Genomic DNA, 13,859 nt, shown 5'->3' with positions numbered 1-13,859 from the left:
CATAAGACGGGCTGTTGACGCGCGCGCGTTACGTTTGAGGCAAGCGTCTGGCTGGCGCAGGCCGGTCAAGGATGGTGGATATGACGATCGTGGTCACCGGCGCGGCCGGTTTCATCGGCTCGCACGTCGCGGCGGCCCTGCTGGATCGCGGCGAGACGGTGTTGGGGATCGACAACCTCAACGACTACTATTCCGTGGCGCTGAAGGAAGCCCGGCTGGCCCGCCTCGTCGCCCGCCCCGGCTTCCGCTTCGTCAAGGCCGACGTGTCCGACCGCGCCGCCATCGAGGCGCTGGACCCCGACTTCGCGCAGGCGACCGGCGTCGTGCATCTGGCCGCCCAGGCCGGCGTGCGCTACTCGCTGGAGAATCCCTACGCCTATGTGGACGCCAACGTCACCGGGCAGGTGGCGATGCTGGAAGCCGCCCGGCGCATGCCGAAGCTGAAGCATTTCGTCTACGCCTCCACCTCCTCCGTCTACGGTGCCAACAAGAAGATGCCCTTCTCGGTGGAGGACCGCGTCGATTCCCCCATGTCCATCTACGCCGCGACGAAGAAGGCGGCGGAGATGATGACCTACGCCTACTGCCACCTCTACAAGTTCCCGGCGACCGGCCTGCGCTTCTTCACCGTCTACGGCCCCTGGGGGCGTCCGGACATGGCCGCCTACCTGTTCGCCGACGCGATCATGGCGGGCCGCCCGATCCGCGTCTTCAACGAGGGGCGGATGAAGCGCGACTTCACCTTCGTCGAGGACATCGCGGCGGGCGTGCTGGCGGCGCTGGACCGCCCGGCGACGCCCGACGTCAACGGCGCGCCGCACACCGTCTACAACCTCGGCAACAACCGGACCGAGGATCTGATGCGCTTCATCGGCATCATCGAGGAGTCGCTGGGCCGCGAGGCGGTGAAGGTGATGGAGCCGTTGCAGAAGGGCGACGTGCCGGAAACCACCGCCGACATCGAGGCGAGCCGCCGCGACCTGGGCTACGAGCCGAAGACGCCGATCGACGTCGGCCTGCCCCGCTTCATCGCGTGGTACAAGGACTATCACGGCATTGCCTGAGGCCCGCCCCGTGAGCACCAGCCCCACAAACGCCGGCCGCAAGCTGATCTATCTGGTGACGGAGGACTGGTATTTCTGGTCCCACCGCCTGCCCATGGCCCGCGCCGCCCGTGAGGCCGGGTTCGAGGTCGCCGTCGCCACCCGCGTCGACAAGCACGGTCCCCGCATCGAGGCGGAGGGCTTCCGCGTGCTGCCGCTGTCCTGGCAGCGGCGCAGCATCAACCCGGCGGGCGCCCTGTCGGCGGTGGCGGAGATCGCCGCGCTGTACCGGCGGGAGGCGCCGGATCTGGTCCACCACGTCGCCATGAAACCGGTGCTGCTGGGCGGGCTGGCCGCCGGGCTGGCCGGGGTGCCGGCGGTGGTGAACGCGCTGACCGGGCTGGGCTCCGCCTTCCTCGGCACCGGCGGGCTGAAGTCCCGCGTCGCCGGGGCCGCGGCCCGCCCGCTCCTGCGCACCGTGCTGAAGCGCCCGAACAGCCTGACCATCCTGCAGAACGAGGACGACCGGAAGACGCTGGTGGCCGCCGGGCTGCTGCCCGACGAGCGCGCCTGGATCATCCGCGGCTCCGGCGTGGACACCGCCCATTATCAGGTGCTTCCCGAGCCGCCGGAGCCGCCGGTGACGGTGGGCTGCGTCGCCCGGCTGCTGGCCGACAAGGGCGTCGGCCCGCTGGTCGAGGCTCAGCAGATGCTGCGGGGCCGGGGGCTGGACGTCCGGCTCCTGCTGGCCGGCACACCCGATCCGGAAAACCCGACCTCCGTGACGCAGGCCGAGTTGGACCGCTGGGCCGCCCTGCCCGGCGTCGAGCTGCCCGGCCATTGCGCCGACGTGCGGCAGGTCTGGGCACGCTGCCACATCGCCGTTCTGGCCTCCCGCCGCGAGGGGCTGCCGAAGAGCCTGCTGGAGGCCGCGGCCTGCGGACGGGCCATCGTCGCCACCGACGTGCCGGGCTGCCGCGAGGTGGCGCACGCCGGCGAGAACGCCCTGCTGGTCCCGCCCGACGACGCGGCGGCCCTGGCGGACGCGCTGAAAACCCTGGTGCGCGACGCCGCCCTGCGCCGGCGCTTCGGCACGGCCAGCCGGCGTCTGGTCGAATCCGACATGGCGTCCGACCGGGTGGGCGCGAAGACGGTCGAGCTGTACCATCGGCTGCTGGCATCCGCCCGGCCCGCCGCCGCCCCGGTCGCGGAGGCATCATGAGCGGCCCCCTGGCCCTGTTCCTCGCCCTGGCCGGCAGCTTCGCGCTGTCCTGGCTGCTCACCGGGCGCGTGCTCGCCTATCTGCGGCGCAAGGCGATCCTCGACCATCCGAACGACCGCTCCAGCCATTCCATCCCGACGCCGCGCGGCGGCGGCTGGGGCGTCATGCTGACGCTGCTGCCCGTCTGGACGCTCATCGCCATGACGGCGGACCATCCGCTGCGGGCGCTGCCGATCCTGGCCGGAACGGTGGCGCTGATGGCGGTGTCCTGGATGGACGACCGGCGCGGGCTGGGTCCGGCGCCGCGATTCCTCGCCCAGATCGCCGCGGTGGTCGCGGGGCTCACCGCGCTTCCCGGGGGCGCCCTGCCCGGCGATGGACTGGTCTTCCAGGGACTGCTGCCCTTCTGGGCCGACCGGCTGGTGGCCGCGGTCGGCTGGCTGTGGTTCGTGAACCTGTTCAACTTCATGGACGGCATCGACGGGCTGGCCGGCAGCGAGGCGGCGTCGATCGGCGCCGGGCTGGCGCTGGTGGCTACGCTCGGCGCGCTCGATCCGGCGCTGACGCTCTATGGGCTGGCGGCGGCGGGGGCGGCGATGGGCTTCCTGATGTGGAACTGGCACCCCGCCAAGCTCTTCATGGGCGATGTCGGCAGCGTGCCGCTGGGCTTCACGCTCGGCTGGCTGCTGCTGGCCCTGGCGGCATCGGGGCTTTGGGTCGCGGCGCTGCTGATCCCCGCCTATTTCCTGGCCGACGCCACCTTCACCCTGCTGCGCCGGCTGGCCGAGGGGAAGAAGGTGTGGCAGGCCCACCGCGAGCACTTCTATCAGAAGGCCACCCAGCGCGGACGCACCCACGCCCAGGTGGTGCGGTTGGTTCTGGCGCTGAACGCCACGCTGCTGCTGCTGGCCGTGGCGTCGCTGGCGCTCGGCTGGGCGGTTCTGCCGGCCGGGGTCGCAGCGGTCGTGCTGCTGCTGGCCCTGCTGGCGCGGCCTGTGCGGGCGGCGGCGTGATGCGCGTCCTGGTCACCGGGGCCACCGGCTTCGTCGCCCGTACGGTCATCCCCCTGCTGGCGCAACGCGGGCACAGCGTGCGCGCCGTGGTGCGCCGCCCGGACGTTCCGGTGCCGCACGCCGCGGACACCGTCACCATCGGCGACATCGGCCCGGCCACCGCCTGGGGCAACGCGCTCCAGGGCATGGACGCGGTGGTCCATCTGGCCGCCCGCGTCCACGTCATGCGCGACCGCGAATCCGACCCGCTGGCCGCCTTCCGCCGCGTCAACACCGCCGGCACCCGCGTGCTGGCCGAGGCCGCCGCGGCGGCGGGCGTCAAGCGGATGGTCTATCTCAGCAGCGTCAAGGCGCTGGCCGACGAGAGCCGCCCGGACGAGCTGAGCGAGGAGACGGAGCCCGATCCGCATTCCCCCTACGGCATCTCCAAGCTGGAGGCGGAACGGGCGCTGGCCGAGATATCGACCCGCACCGGGCTGGAGGTCGTGGTGATCCGTCCGCCGCTGGTCTACGGCCCCGGCGTGGGCGGCAACTTCCTGCGGCTGATGCAGGCGGTGGACCGCGGCATCCCCTTGCCGCTGGGCGCCCTGGAAAACCGGCGGAGTCTGATCTTCGTGGGCAATCTCGCCGACGCCGTCCAGGAGTGCCTGACCCACCCGCAGGCGGCCGGCGGACGGTTCCTGGTCCATGACGGGCGCCCGATGTCCACGGCGGAGCTGGTGCGGGCCATCGCGGAGGCGCTGGGCAAGCCCGCGCGCCTTCTCCCCGTCCCGCCGTCCCTGCTGGCCCTTGCCGCGCGGCTGGCCCGGCGGGAGGCCATGCTGGACCGCGTCGCCGGCTCGCTGGTGATCGACGACGGGGCCATCCGCCGCGCGCTGAACTGGCGCCCGCCCTGCTACCCCGCGTACGGCTTGCGCCTGACCGCCGAATGGTTCAAAGCTGTGCGCGGCTGAACGGCCAAGATGGGCCTGGGATTTCCCGAAGGGGAGCGCCCCCGGCGAAGCGATAGTCTAAGGTAAAGCGCATGCGTATCCCGTCTCCGCGGGCGTCCCTCGTCTACCTGCACGATCTGACGATGACCGCCGCCGCCCTGGTCGTGGCTCTGTATCTGCGCGTGGGCGAGCAGGCGTTTCAGGAATACAGAGACCCGTTGCTGACGGGACTGCCCATCCTGGTGCTGATCGCGGCGGTGGTGTTCCGCTTCTCCGGGCTGTACCGCGGCATCTGGCGCTACGCCTCCGTTCCCGACCTGGCGCAGCTTCTGCGCGCGGTCACGACGGTCGTGCTGTGCTTCCTGGCGGTCATGTTCCTGCTGACCCGGCTGGAGGCCCTGCCGCGCTCCCTGCCGGTGATCCTGTGGTTCGTGCAGCTCGTCCTGCTGGGCGGGCCGCGCTTCGCCTACCGCCTGCTGAAGGACCGTCGGCTGGGCCTGCACGAGCGGGAACCGGGGGTGCCGCGCATCCCGGTGCTTCTGCTGGGGGTCAGCGACGCGGCGGAGCTGTTCATCCGCTCGCTGGACCAGAACGCCGGCGCCGCCTACCGCGTGGTCGGCCTGCTCGACGACAAGAACCGGCGCATCGGCCACGCCATCCGCGGCGTGCCCGTTCTGGGCGGCCCGGACGACCTGCCCCGCGTGGTGGAGGATCTGGCGCAGCGCGGCGACCGCCCGCAGCGCCTGATCGTCGCCAAGGGCCAGGCCGACGTGCCCGGCACCGTCCTGCGCGACCTGCTGGAACAGGCGGAATCGCTCGGCCTGTCCATGGCCCGGCTGCCCAGCCTGACCGAGTTCAAGTCGGCGCTGGGCGAAGGCAAGATCGAGGTGCGCCCGATCGCGCTGGAGGATCTTCTGGGCCGCCCCCAGGCGGTTCTCGACCGCGGCGCCATCGCCAGCCTCGTCACCGGCCGGCGCGTCGTCGTGACCGGAGCGGGCGGCACCATCGGCAGCGAGCTGGTCCGCCAGATCGCCGCCCTCCAGCCGGAGACGCTGACCCTTGTCGATGCCGGGGAGTTCAACCTCTACAGCATCGAGATGGAGGTGCGGGAGCGCTTCCCGGCCCTGGCGCTCCAGGCGGTGATCGCCGACGTGCGCGACCGCGACCGCATCTTCCGCCTGTTCCAGGCGCAGCGCCCGCATATGGTGTTCCACGCCGCGGCGCTGAAGCATGTGCCGCTGGTGGAGGCCAACCCGGCGGAAGGCGCGCTCACCAACGTCATCGGCACCCGCAACGTCGCCGACGCGGCGCGGGCCAACGGCTGCCAGGCGATGGTCCTGGTGTCCACCGACAAGGCGATCCGCCCGACCAGCGTGATGGGCGCCACCAAGCGCTTCGCCGAGTGCTACTGCCAGGCGCTCGACATGCTGCCGCCGCGCGACGGCGGCGAGACGGCGACCCGCTACATGACGGTCCGTTTCGGCAACGTGCTGGGCTCCAGCGGGTCGGTGGTGCCGCTGTTCACCCGCCAGCTCGCCAAGGGCGGCCCGCTGACCGTCACCCACCCCGACATGCGCCGCTACTTCATGACGGTGCGCGAGGCGGTGGAACTGGTGCTCCAGGCGTCGGCCCACGGCGTGGCCCGCCTGGAGGAGCGCGGCAAGGTGCTGGTTCTCGACATGGGCGAGCCGGTGAAGATCGTCGACCTCGCCCGGCAGATGATACGGCTGGCCGGCTACCGGCCCGGCCACGACATCAAGATCGAGTTCACCGGCCTGCGCCCCGGCGAGAAGCTGTTCGAGGAGATCCTGACCTCGACGGAGGCGCCGACGCGCACGGAGGCCGACGGCGTGTTCCTCGCCTCCCCGCGGGTCATCGACTACGCCCTCATCAACCGCGCGCTGGGCGAGCTGGAAACGGCCGCGCGGGCCGGTGACGCCGCACGGGTGATGACGATCCTGTCGAACATCGTCCCCGACTTCCGCGCCGAGGCGGTCCTGCCGCCGCCCAGCGCCTTCGGCAACCCCGCGGCGGCCGGCGAGGCCGGGGCGCTGAACCAGGGCGGCTCCGACTGATTGACGGGGACGCGGACATGTCCATGGGCGGGGATTTCCCCGCCCATTTTTCTTTGCTGAAAAGGCACTTCACCGCTTGCATCGGCGCAAAGCCTGTGGCATAACCCGCGCCACTTCGACGGTTGGCCGCAAGTTCTTCCCGGCCAGCACAACCGTCCCGGCGCTGCCGTAGCTCAGTGGTAGAGCACTCCCTTGGTAAGGGAGAGGTCGAGAGTTCAATCCTCTCTGGCAGCACCATCCTCCCCTCTTCGTAATTTCTTCGAGAATGCTGAAGCGCAGCCGTTGCCCGGCTTGCGTGGCTTTTTGCGTTCTGCGTTCGGGTGCGGATCGGGCTTGCCCCCTCCCTACCCCTCCCCCGCTTTGCAGGGGAGGGAACAAATGCCGCTTCGCATAAGGCCCCCTCTCCCGCGCAGCGGGGGAGGGTCGGGGTGGGGGCAAGGTCTCGCCAAGCTCAGGCCCCCTCCCCCATACCCCAAAAGAAAAACGCCGCTCCGGATCGCTCCGGAGCGGCGTTTCCCTTGGAACCCGGACGGGCGCCGTCGTTAGTCGACGACGGTCACGCCACGGCGGTTCTGCGCCCAGGAGGCCTCGTTCGAGCCGAGGACCGCCGGCTTCTCCTTGCCGTAGGAGATGACCTTGACGCGCGAGGCGTTGATGCCGCCGGCGACGAGGTAGTTCTTCACCGAGTTGGCACGACGCTCACCCAGGGCGAGGTTGTACTCGCGGGTGCCGCGCTCGTCGGCGTGGCCTTCGATGGTCACGGTGACGTTCGGGTACTGCTTCAGCCAGGAAGCCTGACGGTCCAGGGTGGCGCGAGCCTCCGGAGCCAGGTCGTAGCGGTCGAGACCGAAGAACACGCGGTCGCCGACGTTGACGACCAGGTCTTCCTGCGAGCCCGGGCGGATCTGGCTGGACGTGGCGGCGCCAGTGGCGTTGGCGTTGCCGGCATCCTTCGGAGCGGTTTCGCAAGCGGCAACCAGAGCGACAGCCGCGATCAGGCTCAGATACTTGATACGCATGTTAAATGACCCCCTAAGCGACACGAGATGTTTTGACCGGATTGTGGAGGAAGAACGCCGCCGACTTCCGCCAGACCCCGACGGAAGTACCGACTTCCGGCCTTCGTCTTGAGCGTCGTTCTTGCGCGCGCAAAATAGGGCTACTCCACTAGGGAATCAAGGGCGACCATGCGGGATCGGAGCCGTCGAGCGGAGTGATCACACGGCGTTCGTTTGCGCCGGTCACATCGATCGTGTAGAGCTTTGCGCTTCGCCCGCGGCCGTCGCCGGCCGGAACGTCGCGGAAGAAGCTCAGCACGCGGCCGTTCGGCGCCCAGGTCGGGCCTTCCACGTGGAACGACTCGGTCAGGATGCGCTCGCCGGTGCCGTCCGGACGGATCACGCCGAGCGCGAAGTTGCTGCCGCGCTGGCGAGTGAAGGCGATCAGGTCGCCGCGCGGCGACCACACCGGCGTGCCGTAGCGGCCCTCGCCGAAGGTCAGGCGCTTCGGCCCCGAGCCGTCCGCGTTCATGATGTAGAGCTGCTGGCTGCCGCCGCGGTCCGACTCGAAGACGATGCGCTGGCCGTCCGGCGAGTAGCTGGGGCCGGTGTCGATGCCCGGCGAATCGGTGAGCTGGGTCTGCCGGCGGGTGCGCAGGTCCAGGGCGTAGATGTCGGTGTTGCCGTTCTGCGCCATGCTCATGATGACCTTGTTGCCGTCCGGCGAGAAGCGCGGGGCGAAGGTCATGCCGACGAAGTCACCGAGGACTTCCTGGCGGCCGCTGTCGATGTTGAACAGGTACACGCGCGGCTTCTTGTTGAAGTACGACATGTACGTGATTTCCTGGGTCGCCGGCGAGAAGCGCGGCGTCAGGACGAGGTTCTTGCCGTCGGTCAGGAACTGATGGTTCTCACCGTCCTGGTCCATGATGGCGAGCTGCTTCTTGCGCGCGTTGGCCGGGCCGGATTCGGCCACATAGACGATGCGCGTGTCGAAATAGCCCTCTTCGCCGGTCAGCCGCTTGTAGATGGCGTCGGCGACGATGTGGGCGATGCGGCGCCAGCTGTCGGCGGTCGCGGTGTAGCTCAGCCCCTGCATGTACTGGCCGGCGGCGACGTCCCACAGGCGAAAGTCGACCTTCATGCGGCCGTCGCCCATCGCGGTGGTGTTGCCGGCGACCAGCGCCTGGGCGCCGACGGCGCGCCAGTCCTGATAGCGCGGCTCGCCGGAGCGGAGCTGGTCCGGAGTCTGCAGGAAGCCCTTGGGGTCGAGCGGGCGGAACAGGCCCGACCGCTCCAGATCGGCGGCGACCACCTTGGAGATGTCCGAGCCGACCTGCGCCTCGCGCCCACCGGAACCGGCGAAGCTGGTGATGGCGATCGGCAGCGGCTCGACCACGCCCTTGGTGATGTCGATTCGCACCTCGGCGCGGGCCGGGGCGGGCGCCGCGACGCCGAGGGCGAGCAGCAGGGCGCCGGCGCAACCGGCGGCCTTCAGCAGGAGCCTCGTCTTCTTCGTCATCGTCAGAACATGTCCCTCGGGTCGAAATTGAACACGAAGTAACGCCACTCTTCATACCGGGCGGGCGTGAAGTCGCCGGAGAACTCGCTGATGGGCAGGGGGCTGGCCCGCTTCACCGCGCGCAGCGCGGCGTCGGCCGATGCCCGGAAGGCCGCGTCCGACATGTAGCGGGAGCGGTACCTCTCGTTGATCGTCGCGTTGAGGACCGAACCGTCGCGGCCCAGCTCAACGATGATCTCCACCTGCATGTTCCCGGCGTCCTTGCGGCCCGGGTCGAAGTTCCAGTTCTTGCTCACCGCGCCGCGGATGCCGTCGATGGCGCGGCCCGACGGCTTGAACGGCTTGTCCGGTCCGTTCACCGCCTTCGCGGCTCCCGACGGCGCCGACGAGGCGGCGGCCTGCTGGGTCGGCTTGGCGTCGGCCTTGCTCTCCGAGGCCGCCGGCTTGGCCGGGGCGTTCTTCTGAACATTCTTCAGAAGATCGGCCAGCGCGTCGGTCTTCTCCGGCGGCTTCTCCGGCTTCTTCGGCTCGGCCTTCGGCGGCTCCGGCTTGGCCGGCTCGGGCTTCTTGGGCTCGGGCTTCGGCGGTTCCGGTTTGGCCGGTTCCGGCTTCGGCGGCTCGGGCTTCTTCGGCTCCGGCTTCGGGGGCTCGGGCTTGGGAGGCTCAGGCTTCGGCGGTTCCGGTTTGGGCGGTTCCGGCTTCGGAGGCTGCGGCTTCGGTTCCGGCTTGGGCTCGGGCGGCTTGACCACCGGCGCCGGCTCCGGATCGGGCGGCGGCGGGGGCGGCGCCGGCTTGGGCGGCGGCGGCGGTTCGCGCGCCGGGGGCGGCGTCACCTGGGCAACCTTGGGCGGTTCCGGAACCTTCGGCTCGGGCCGGGGCGGCGGCGGGGGCGGAGGCTCGCTGGCCGGCTCCGGCGGCGCGGGGGCCGGCGGGCTCGGCTTGGCCTCGGGCACCGGCGGCTTCGGCGCCGACGGCTTGGGCTCGCCCTTGTCGACGCGCGCGGCCTGGGTCACCTCGCCCATGTCCACGATCTCGATCGGGATGGACTCGGGGATGTCCAGCTTGCGATCGCTGGGCGGCATGCCGAGCACGAACAGCGCGACCAGCGCGACGTGCAGCGTTGCCGAGGCGATCAGGGGTTTGCGCATGGGTCAGCCTTCAACTCGCCGTGGCGTCTCAGCGCTGCGCCGAGCCGCCGACGCGCGGCCCGGTGGCGCCCGGCCCGCTGGGCATCTCGGCGACCAGCCCGACCTTCTTGAAGCCGGCGGCGCTCATGGTGCCCATCACCTCCAGCATCTTGCCGTAGGCGATCTTCGCGTCGCCGCGCACCAGGATGCGGGCGTCTGGGTTGTTGTTGGTCACGGCGATCAGCAGCGGCACCATGTTGGCCGTCTCCACCGCCGTCTCCTGCACATAGACCCGGCCGTCGGCCTGGACGGTCACGAACAGCGGGTCCTTCTGCGCCTCCAGCGGGGCGGCGTTGGTCTTCGGCAGATCGACCGGCACGCCGACGGTCAGCAGCGGTGCGGCGACCATGAAGACGATCAGCAGCACCAGCATGACGTCGATGAAGGGCGTCATGTTGATGTCGGCCATCGCGCGGTATCCGCGGCGGCGGCCCCGTCCGTGGCCGCCCTTTCCTGCGAGCTGGGCTCCCATGTCAGGCGGCTCCCCGCTCCTCGAGGTGGCGCGACAGGATCGCCGAGAACTCGCCCGAGAAGGTCTCCAGCCGGTCGGCGTAGCGGCCGAGGTCGGTGGTGAACTTGTTGTACGAGATCACGGCGGGAATGGCGGCCACGAGACCCAGCGCCGTGGCGAACAGCGCCTCGGCGATGCCGGGGGCGACGACGGCGAGGCTGGTGTTGCCAGACGCGGCGATGGAGGTGAAGGAGTTCATGATGCCCCACACCGTGCCGAACAGGCCGATGAAGGGGGCCGTCGAACCGACCGACGCCAGGAAGGTCATGTAGCGCTCGGCGCGCAGCATCTCCCGCCCGATGGTCACCGACATGACGCGCTCGACCCGCTGCTGCAGCGAGCCCTTCATGGAGCCGATGCCGCGGTCGGCGGCGTGGCGCCACTCGCGCATGCCGGCGGCGAAGGTCGCCGACATCGGGTCGGCCGGGTTCTGGCCGATGCGGTCGTACAGCGCGTCCAGCGAGCCGCCGGACCAGAAGCTCTCCTCGAAGGCGTCCGCCTGAGCGTTCAGGCGGCGGATGCGCATCAGCTTCTCGATGATGATGGCCCAGCACCACACCGAGGCAACCAGCAGCATCAGCATCACGACCTTGACGATCAGGTCGGCCTGCCAGAACAGGCCCCACATTGTGATGTCGTGAGCCTTCGCCGCGGCCCCGACCACCTGGGCGGAATTCAGATCCATCGCAGTCAGTCTCGCTTCTGCCTTTTGTACAAATCGATGAGCGCCTCGCGGACCGGCGCCGGAAGGCGCGCGGGACGTCCGGCCCGGTCGCCGGCCAGGTTGATCATCGCCAGCTGAATCACCGCCCGCGCGAGGTCACGGCCGTCGCGACGGACAAGTTGTGCAACTGCGAAGGAGGCACCGCCGGTATCGGTGATTCGCGTCACCACTTCAAGCGTATCCTCGAGCTTTGCGGGAGCGACAAAATCGATCTCCGCCCGTCGTACCGCAAATGACACACCGTCGCTTTCGGCCAGCCCGGCGTTGGTGAATCCGGTCAGCCGCAGCATCTCGGTGCGCGCCCGTTCGAAGAAACGCAGGTAGTTGGCGTGATACACCAGCCCCCCGGCGTCCGTGTCCTCGTAGTAGACCCGCAGCACCAGCCTGTGCTGCGCGTTCTCGTCAAACCAGCCCGAGAGATTCGCCGTCCCAAGACCGTCAGGCATCGTCGTCCTCCGGGTCCGGGTTGGCCTCCGACAGCCGGTCCAGCAGGTCGAACTGGCGGGTCGGCGCCGAGGGCGGGTTGAGGCCCAGATAGCGGAAGCCCTGGTCGGTCAGCATGCGCCCGCGCGGGGTCCGCTGCAGGAAGCCCTGCTGGATCAGGTAGGGTTCCACCACCTCCTCCAGCACGTCGCGCTGCTCGCCGAGTGCGGCGCCCAGCGTGTCCACGCCCACCGGGCCGCCGCCGTAGTTGTTGGCGATGATGCCCAGATAGCGCCGGTCCATGCTGTCGAGGCCGAGCCGGTCGACCTCCAGCCGGGTCAGGGCGGCGTCGGCGATGCGGGCGTCGACCTCCGGCACACCGGCCACCGAGGCGAAGTCGCGCACCCGGCGCAGCAGCCGCCCCGACACGCGCGGCGTCCCGCGCGACCGGTTGGCGATCTCCCGCGCCCCTTCCGGCGTGATCAGCATGTTGAACACGGCCGCGGCGCGGCGGACGATCAACTCCAGCTCGTCCGGCTCGTAGAATTGCAGCCGCACGGGAATGCCGAACCGCTCGCGCAGGGGGCGCGTGATCAGGCCCGAGCGCGTCGTGGCGCCGACCAGCGTGAAGGGCGGCAGGTCGATCCGGATGGACCGCGCCGACGGGCCTTCGCCGATGATGAGGTCGAGCTGGAAATCCTCCATGGCGGGATAGAGCACCTCCTCCACGGCGGGATTAAGGCGATGAATCTCGTCGATGAAGAGGACGTCGTGCGGCTGCAGGTTGGTCAGCAGCGCGGCGAGGTCGCCGGCCCGCGCGATGACCGGGCCGGAGGTCGCGCGGAAGCCCACCCCCAGCTCGCGCGAGACGATCTGGGCCAGCGTGGTCTTGCCCAGGCCCGGCGGCCCGAACAGCAGCACATGGTCCAGCGCCTCTCCGCGCGCACGCGCGGCCTGGATGAAGATCGACAGGTTCTCGCGCGCTTGCCGCTGGCCGATGAACTCGGCGAGCGAGAGCGGACGGATCGAGGCTTCGCCGGAGTCGCCGGCGCCCCGCCCCGGCTGCACCAGCCGGTCGGGATCGGAGCCGTTCTGGTCGGCGGTCATTGGCTGAGTTCCTTAAGGCCATGGCGGATCAGCTCCGACACGCCGGCCCCGTCGCCCAGCTTGCGCCCGGCGGCCACGACGGCGCCGAACGCCTCCGACCGGCCATAGCCGAGGTTGACGAGGGCCGAGACGGCGTCCGCCATGACCATGTTGTCGGGGCCGCCCGCCGCCGGCGCCGCCTTGCCGCCCGCCGCCGGAGCGGCGGCGGCCGAGGCGCCGAGGGTGAGGTTGCCCACCTTGTCCTTCAACTCGTTGACGATGCGCGCGGCCACCTTCGGCCCCACACCGTCGGCGCGGGTCAGCGCCGTCTTGTCCTGCGCGGCGATGGCGCGGGTGAGCTGGTCGGGATCGAGCACGCCGAGGATCGACAGGGCGAGGCGCGAGCCGACGCCCTGGATGGTGGTCAACAGCCGGAACCAGTCGCGCTCGCCGGCGTCGGCGAAGCCGTAGAGGGTGATCCGGTCGTCGCGGATGAAGGTCTCCACGACCAGCGCCCGCCGCTCCCCCACCGCCATGCGCGACAGCGTGCGGTTGGAGCAGGCGACCTGATAGCCGACCCCGTTGACGTCCACCACCACCCAGTCGGTCCCGACCGAATCCACGACACCGGTGAGCTTGGCGATCATGGAAATGACTCCTTGCCGGACGGCTGACGCCGCAGAATGGTGGTTTCATCAAGACGGGCCTTGATCGTTTCAAGGACGCCATCCAGGTTGTCGTTCAATTCATTGTTCCAGAAGCGCAGCACGCGGAAGCCGGCCTGTTCCAACATGCGGGTCCGGCGCTGGTCCTGTTCGACGCGATCCGCATGCTGTCCACTGTCCAGTTCGATGACCAGACGATGGTCGTGGGCCACGAAATCCACCGTAAAACCCAATATCGGTTCCTGACGGCGAAATTTCGCCCCCATCTGGGCGTTCCGCAGCCGCTGCCACAGCAGCTTTTCGACGTCGGTGGAATCACGCCGCAACTGACGCGCCCGAACGGTCTGGACTTCGGACGGCTTCTTGTGCGCCAGGCTTCCCCACTCCCCCTCTCCCCCCCGGGGAGAGGGTTGGGGTGAGGGGGAAACGCTGCCCATTTTGCCGCGCGCCAGGAGTTG

At 70.1% G+C, this 13,859-nt stretch carries 14 protein-coding genes and 1 tRNA gene; 6 read left to right on the top strand and 9 right to left on the bottom strand.

The window, feature by feature from the left end:
- Nucleotides 1-80: 80 nt before the first annotated feature.
- The 6 genes from TSH58p_RS16475 to TSH58p_RS16450 all read left to right on the top strand — a co-directional run bounded on the left by TSH58p_RS16475 (nucleotide 81) and on the right by TSH58p_RS16450 (nucleotide 6,522).
- The gene (locus TSH58p_RS16475) at nucleotides 81-1,064 is read left to right on the top strand and encodes an SDR family NAD(P)-dependent oxidoreductase (RefSeq protein ID WP_109069634.1); all 984 of its coding nucleotides are present in this window, start codon (nucleotides 81-83) and stop codon (nucleotides 1,062-1,064) included.
- Nucleotides 1,065-1,074: 10 nt separating this feature from the next.
- Complete coding sequence (locus TSH58p_RS16470; RefSeq protein ID WP_247873983.1) at nucleotides 1,075-2,265, top strand: glycosyltransferase family 4 protein; 1,191 nt, start codon at nucleotides 1,075-1,077, stop codon at nucleotides 2,263-2,265.
- Nucleotides 2,262-3,278 (top strand): glycosyltransferase family 4 protein, encoded by a 1,017-nt coding sequence (locus TSH58p_RS16465; RefSeq protein WP_109069633.1) that lies wholly within the window; start codon nucleotides 2,262-2,264, stop codon nucleotides 3,276-3,278. Before TSH58p_RS16470 ends, TSH58p_RS16465 begins: the two co-directional genes overlap by 4 nt.
- Nucleotides 3,278-4,231, top strand: coding sequence for an NAD-dependent epimerase/dehydratase family protein (locus TSH58p_RS16460; protein ID WP_109069632.1), 954 nt, complete (start codon nucleotides 3,278-3,280; stop codon nucleotides 4,229-4,231). The genes TSH58p_RS16465 and TSH58p_RS16460 overlap by 1 nt, the downstream gene beginning before the upstream one ends.
- 71 nt (nucleotides 4,232-4,302) lie before the next feature.
- The gene (locus TSH58p_RS16455) at nucleotides 4,303-6,285 is read left to right on the top strand and encodes a nucleoside-diphosphate sugar epimerase/dehydratase (protein WP_109069631.1); all 1,983 of its coding nucleotides are present in this window, start codon (nucleotides 4,303-4,305) and stop codon (nucleotides 6,283-6,285) included.
- A 162-nt stretch (nucleotides 6,286-6,447) separates the two neighbouring features.
- A tRNA-Thr gene (locus TSH58p_RS16450) sits at nucleotides 6,448-6,522 on the top strand.
- A gap of 305 nt (nucleotides 6,523-6,827) precedes the next feature.
- Here TSH58p_RS16450 and pal read toward each other — a convergent pair.
- From pal to TSH58p_RS34045, 9 genes are all read right to left on the bottom strand, one after another.
- The gene (gene pal, locus TSH58p_RS16440) at nucleotides 6,828-7,304 is read right to left on the bottom strand and encodes a peptidoglycan-associated lipoprotein Pal (protein ID WP_109069629.1); all 477 of its coding nucleotides are present in this window, start codon (nucleotides 7,302-7,304) and stop codon (nucleotides 6,828-6,830) included.
- 148 nt (nucleotides 7,305-7,452) lie between these two features.
- Entirely contained in the window at nucleotides 7,453-8,805 is a 1,353-nt protein-coding gene (gene tolB, locus TSH58p_RS16435) for a Tol-Pal system beta propeller repeat protein TolB (protein WP_109069628.1), read from the bottom strand.
- A 2-nt stretch (nucleotides 8,806-8,807) separates the two neighbouring features.
- Nucleotides 8,808-9,953 carry a TonB C-terminal domain-containing protein gene (locus tag TSH58p_RS16430; protein WP_109069627.1) on the bottom strand — a complete coding sequence of 382 codons (1,146 nt, stop codon included), beginning with the start codon at nucleotides 9,951-9,953 and terminating at the stop codon, nucleotides 8,808-8,810.
- A 28-nt stretch (nucleotides 9,954-9,981) separates the two neighbouring features.
- Complete coding sequence (gene tolR / locus TSH58p_RS16425) at nucleotides 9,982-10,464, bottom strand: protein TolR (protein ID WP_109069626.1); 483 nt, start codon at nucleotides 10,462-10,464, stop codon at nucleotides 9,982-9,984.
- A gap of 1 nt (nucleotide 10,465) precedes the next feature.
- Nucleotides 10,466-11,188, bottom strand: coding sequence for a protein TolQ (tolQ, locus tag TSH58p_RS16420; protein WP_109069625.1), 723 nt, complete (start codon nucleotides 11,186-11,188; stop codon nucleotides 10,466-10,468).
- A gap of 5 nt (nucleotides 11,189-11,193) precedes the next feature.
- Nucleotides 11,194-11,673: a tol-pal system-associated acyl-CoA thioesterase gene (gene ybgC / locus TSH58p_RS16415; RefSeq protein WP_109069624.1), complete on the bottom strand. Its 480-nt coding sequence runs from the start codon at nucleotides 11,671-11,673 to the stop codon at nucleotides 11,194-11,196.
- Nucleotides 11,666-12,757 (bottom strand): Holliday junction branch migration DNA helicase RuvB, encoded by a 1,092-nt coding sequence (gene ruvB / locus TSH58p_RS16410; protein ID WP_109069623.1) that lies wholly within the window; start codon nucleotides 12,755-12,757, stop codon nucleotides 11,666-11,668. Before ruvB ends, ybgC begins: the two co-directional genes overlap by 8 nt.
- Nucleotides 12,754-13,383 carry a Holliday junction branch migration protein RuvA gene (gene ruvA, locus TSH58p_RS16405; protein ID WP_109069622.1) on the bottom strand — a complete coding sequence of 210 codons (630 nt, stop codon included), beginning with the start codon at nucleotides 13,381-13,383 and terminating at the stop codon, nucleotides 12,754-12,756. Before ruvA ends, ruvB begins: the two co-directional genes overlap by 4 nt.
- Nucleotides 13,380-13,838 (bottom strand): endonuclease domain-containing protein, encoded by a 459-nt coding sequence (locus TSH58p_RS34045; protein WP_247873994.1) that lies wholly within the window; start codon nucleotides 13,836-13,838, stop codon nucleotides 13,380-13,382. The genes ruvA and TSH58p_RS34045 overlap by 4 nt, the downstream gene beginning before the upstream one ends.
- Between the last annotated feature and the right edge of the window lie 21 nt (nucleotides 13,839-13,859).

The sequence above is a fragment of the Azospirillum sp. TSH58 genome (assembly GCF_003119115.1).
In the GTDB taxonomy this organism is placed as follows: domain Bacteria; phylum Pseudomonadota; class Alphaproteobacteria; order Azospirillales; family Azospirillaceae; genus Azospirillum.
Note: the sequence above shows the minus strand (reverse complement) of the source record. Positions and strands in the feature narration are given on the sequence as shown.

What these genes read in the sequence shown, in the direction of transcription:
- TSH58p_RS16475 (WP_109069634.1), top strand. Translation starts at nt 81, where the DNA reads ATGACGATCGTGGTCACCGGCGCGGCCGGTTTCATCGGCTCGCACGTC.
- TSH58p_RS16465 (WP_109069633.1), top strand. Translation starts at nt 2,262, where the DNA reads ATGAGCGGCCCCCTGGCCCTGTTCCTCGCCCTGGCCGGCAGCTTCGCG.
- TSH58p_RS16460 (WP_109069632.1), top strand. Translation starts at nt 3,278, where the DNA reads ATGCGCGTCCTGGTCACCGGGGCCACCGGCTTCGTCGCCCGTACGGTC.
- TSH58p_RS16455 (WP_109069631.1), top strand. Translation starts at nt 4,303, where the DNA reads ATGCGTATCCCGTCTCCGCGGGCGTCCCTCGTCTACCTGCACGATCTG.
- pal (WP_109069629.1), bottom strand. Translation starts at nt 7,304, where the DNA reads ATGCGTATCAAGTATCTGAGCCTGATCGCGGCTGTCGCTCTGGTTGCC.
- tolB (WP_109069628.1), bottom strand. Translation starts at nt 8,805, where the DNA reads ATGACGAAGAAGACGAGGCTCCTGCTGAAGGCCGCCGGTTGCGCCGGC.
- TSH58p_RS16430 (WP_109069627.1), bottom strand. Translation starts at nt 9,953, where the DNA reads ATGCGCAAACCCCTGATCGCCTCGGCAACGCTGCACGTCGCGCTGGTC.
- tolR (WP_109069626.1), bottom strand. Translation starts at nt 10,464, where the DNA reads ATGGGAGCCCAGCTCGCAGGAAAGGGCGGCCACGGACGGGGCCGCCGC.
- tolQ (WP_109069625.1), bottom strand. Translation starts at nt 11,188, where the DNA reads ATGGATCTGAATTCCGCCCAGGTGGTCGGGGCCGCGGCGAAGGCTCAC.
- ybgC (WP_109069624.1), bottom strand. Translation starts at nt 11,673, where the DNA reads ATGCCTGACGGTCTTGGGACGGCGAATCTCTCGGGCTGGTTTGACGAG.
- ruvB (WP_109069623.1), bottom strand. Translation starts at nt 12,757, where the DNA reads ATGACCGCCGACCAGAACGGCTCCGATCCCGACCGGCTGGTGCAGCCG.
- ruvA (WP_109069622.1), bottom strand. Translation starts at nt 13,383, where the DNA reads ATGATCGCCAAGCTCACCGGTGTCGTGGATTCGGTCGGGACCGACTGG.
- TSH58p_RS34045 (WP_247873994.1), bottom strand. Translation starts at nt 13,838, where the DNA reads ATGGGCAGCGTTTCCCCCTCACCCCAACCCTCTCCCCGGGGGGGAGAG.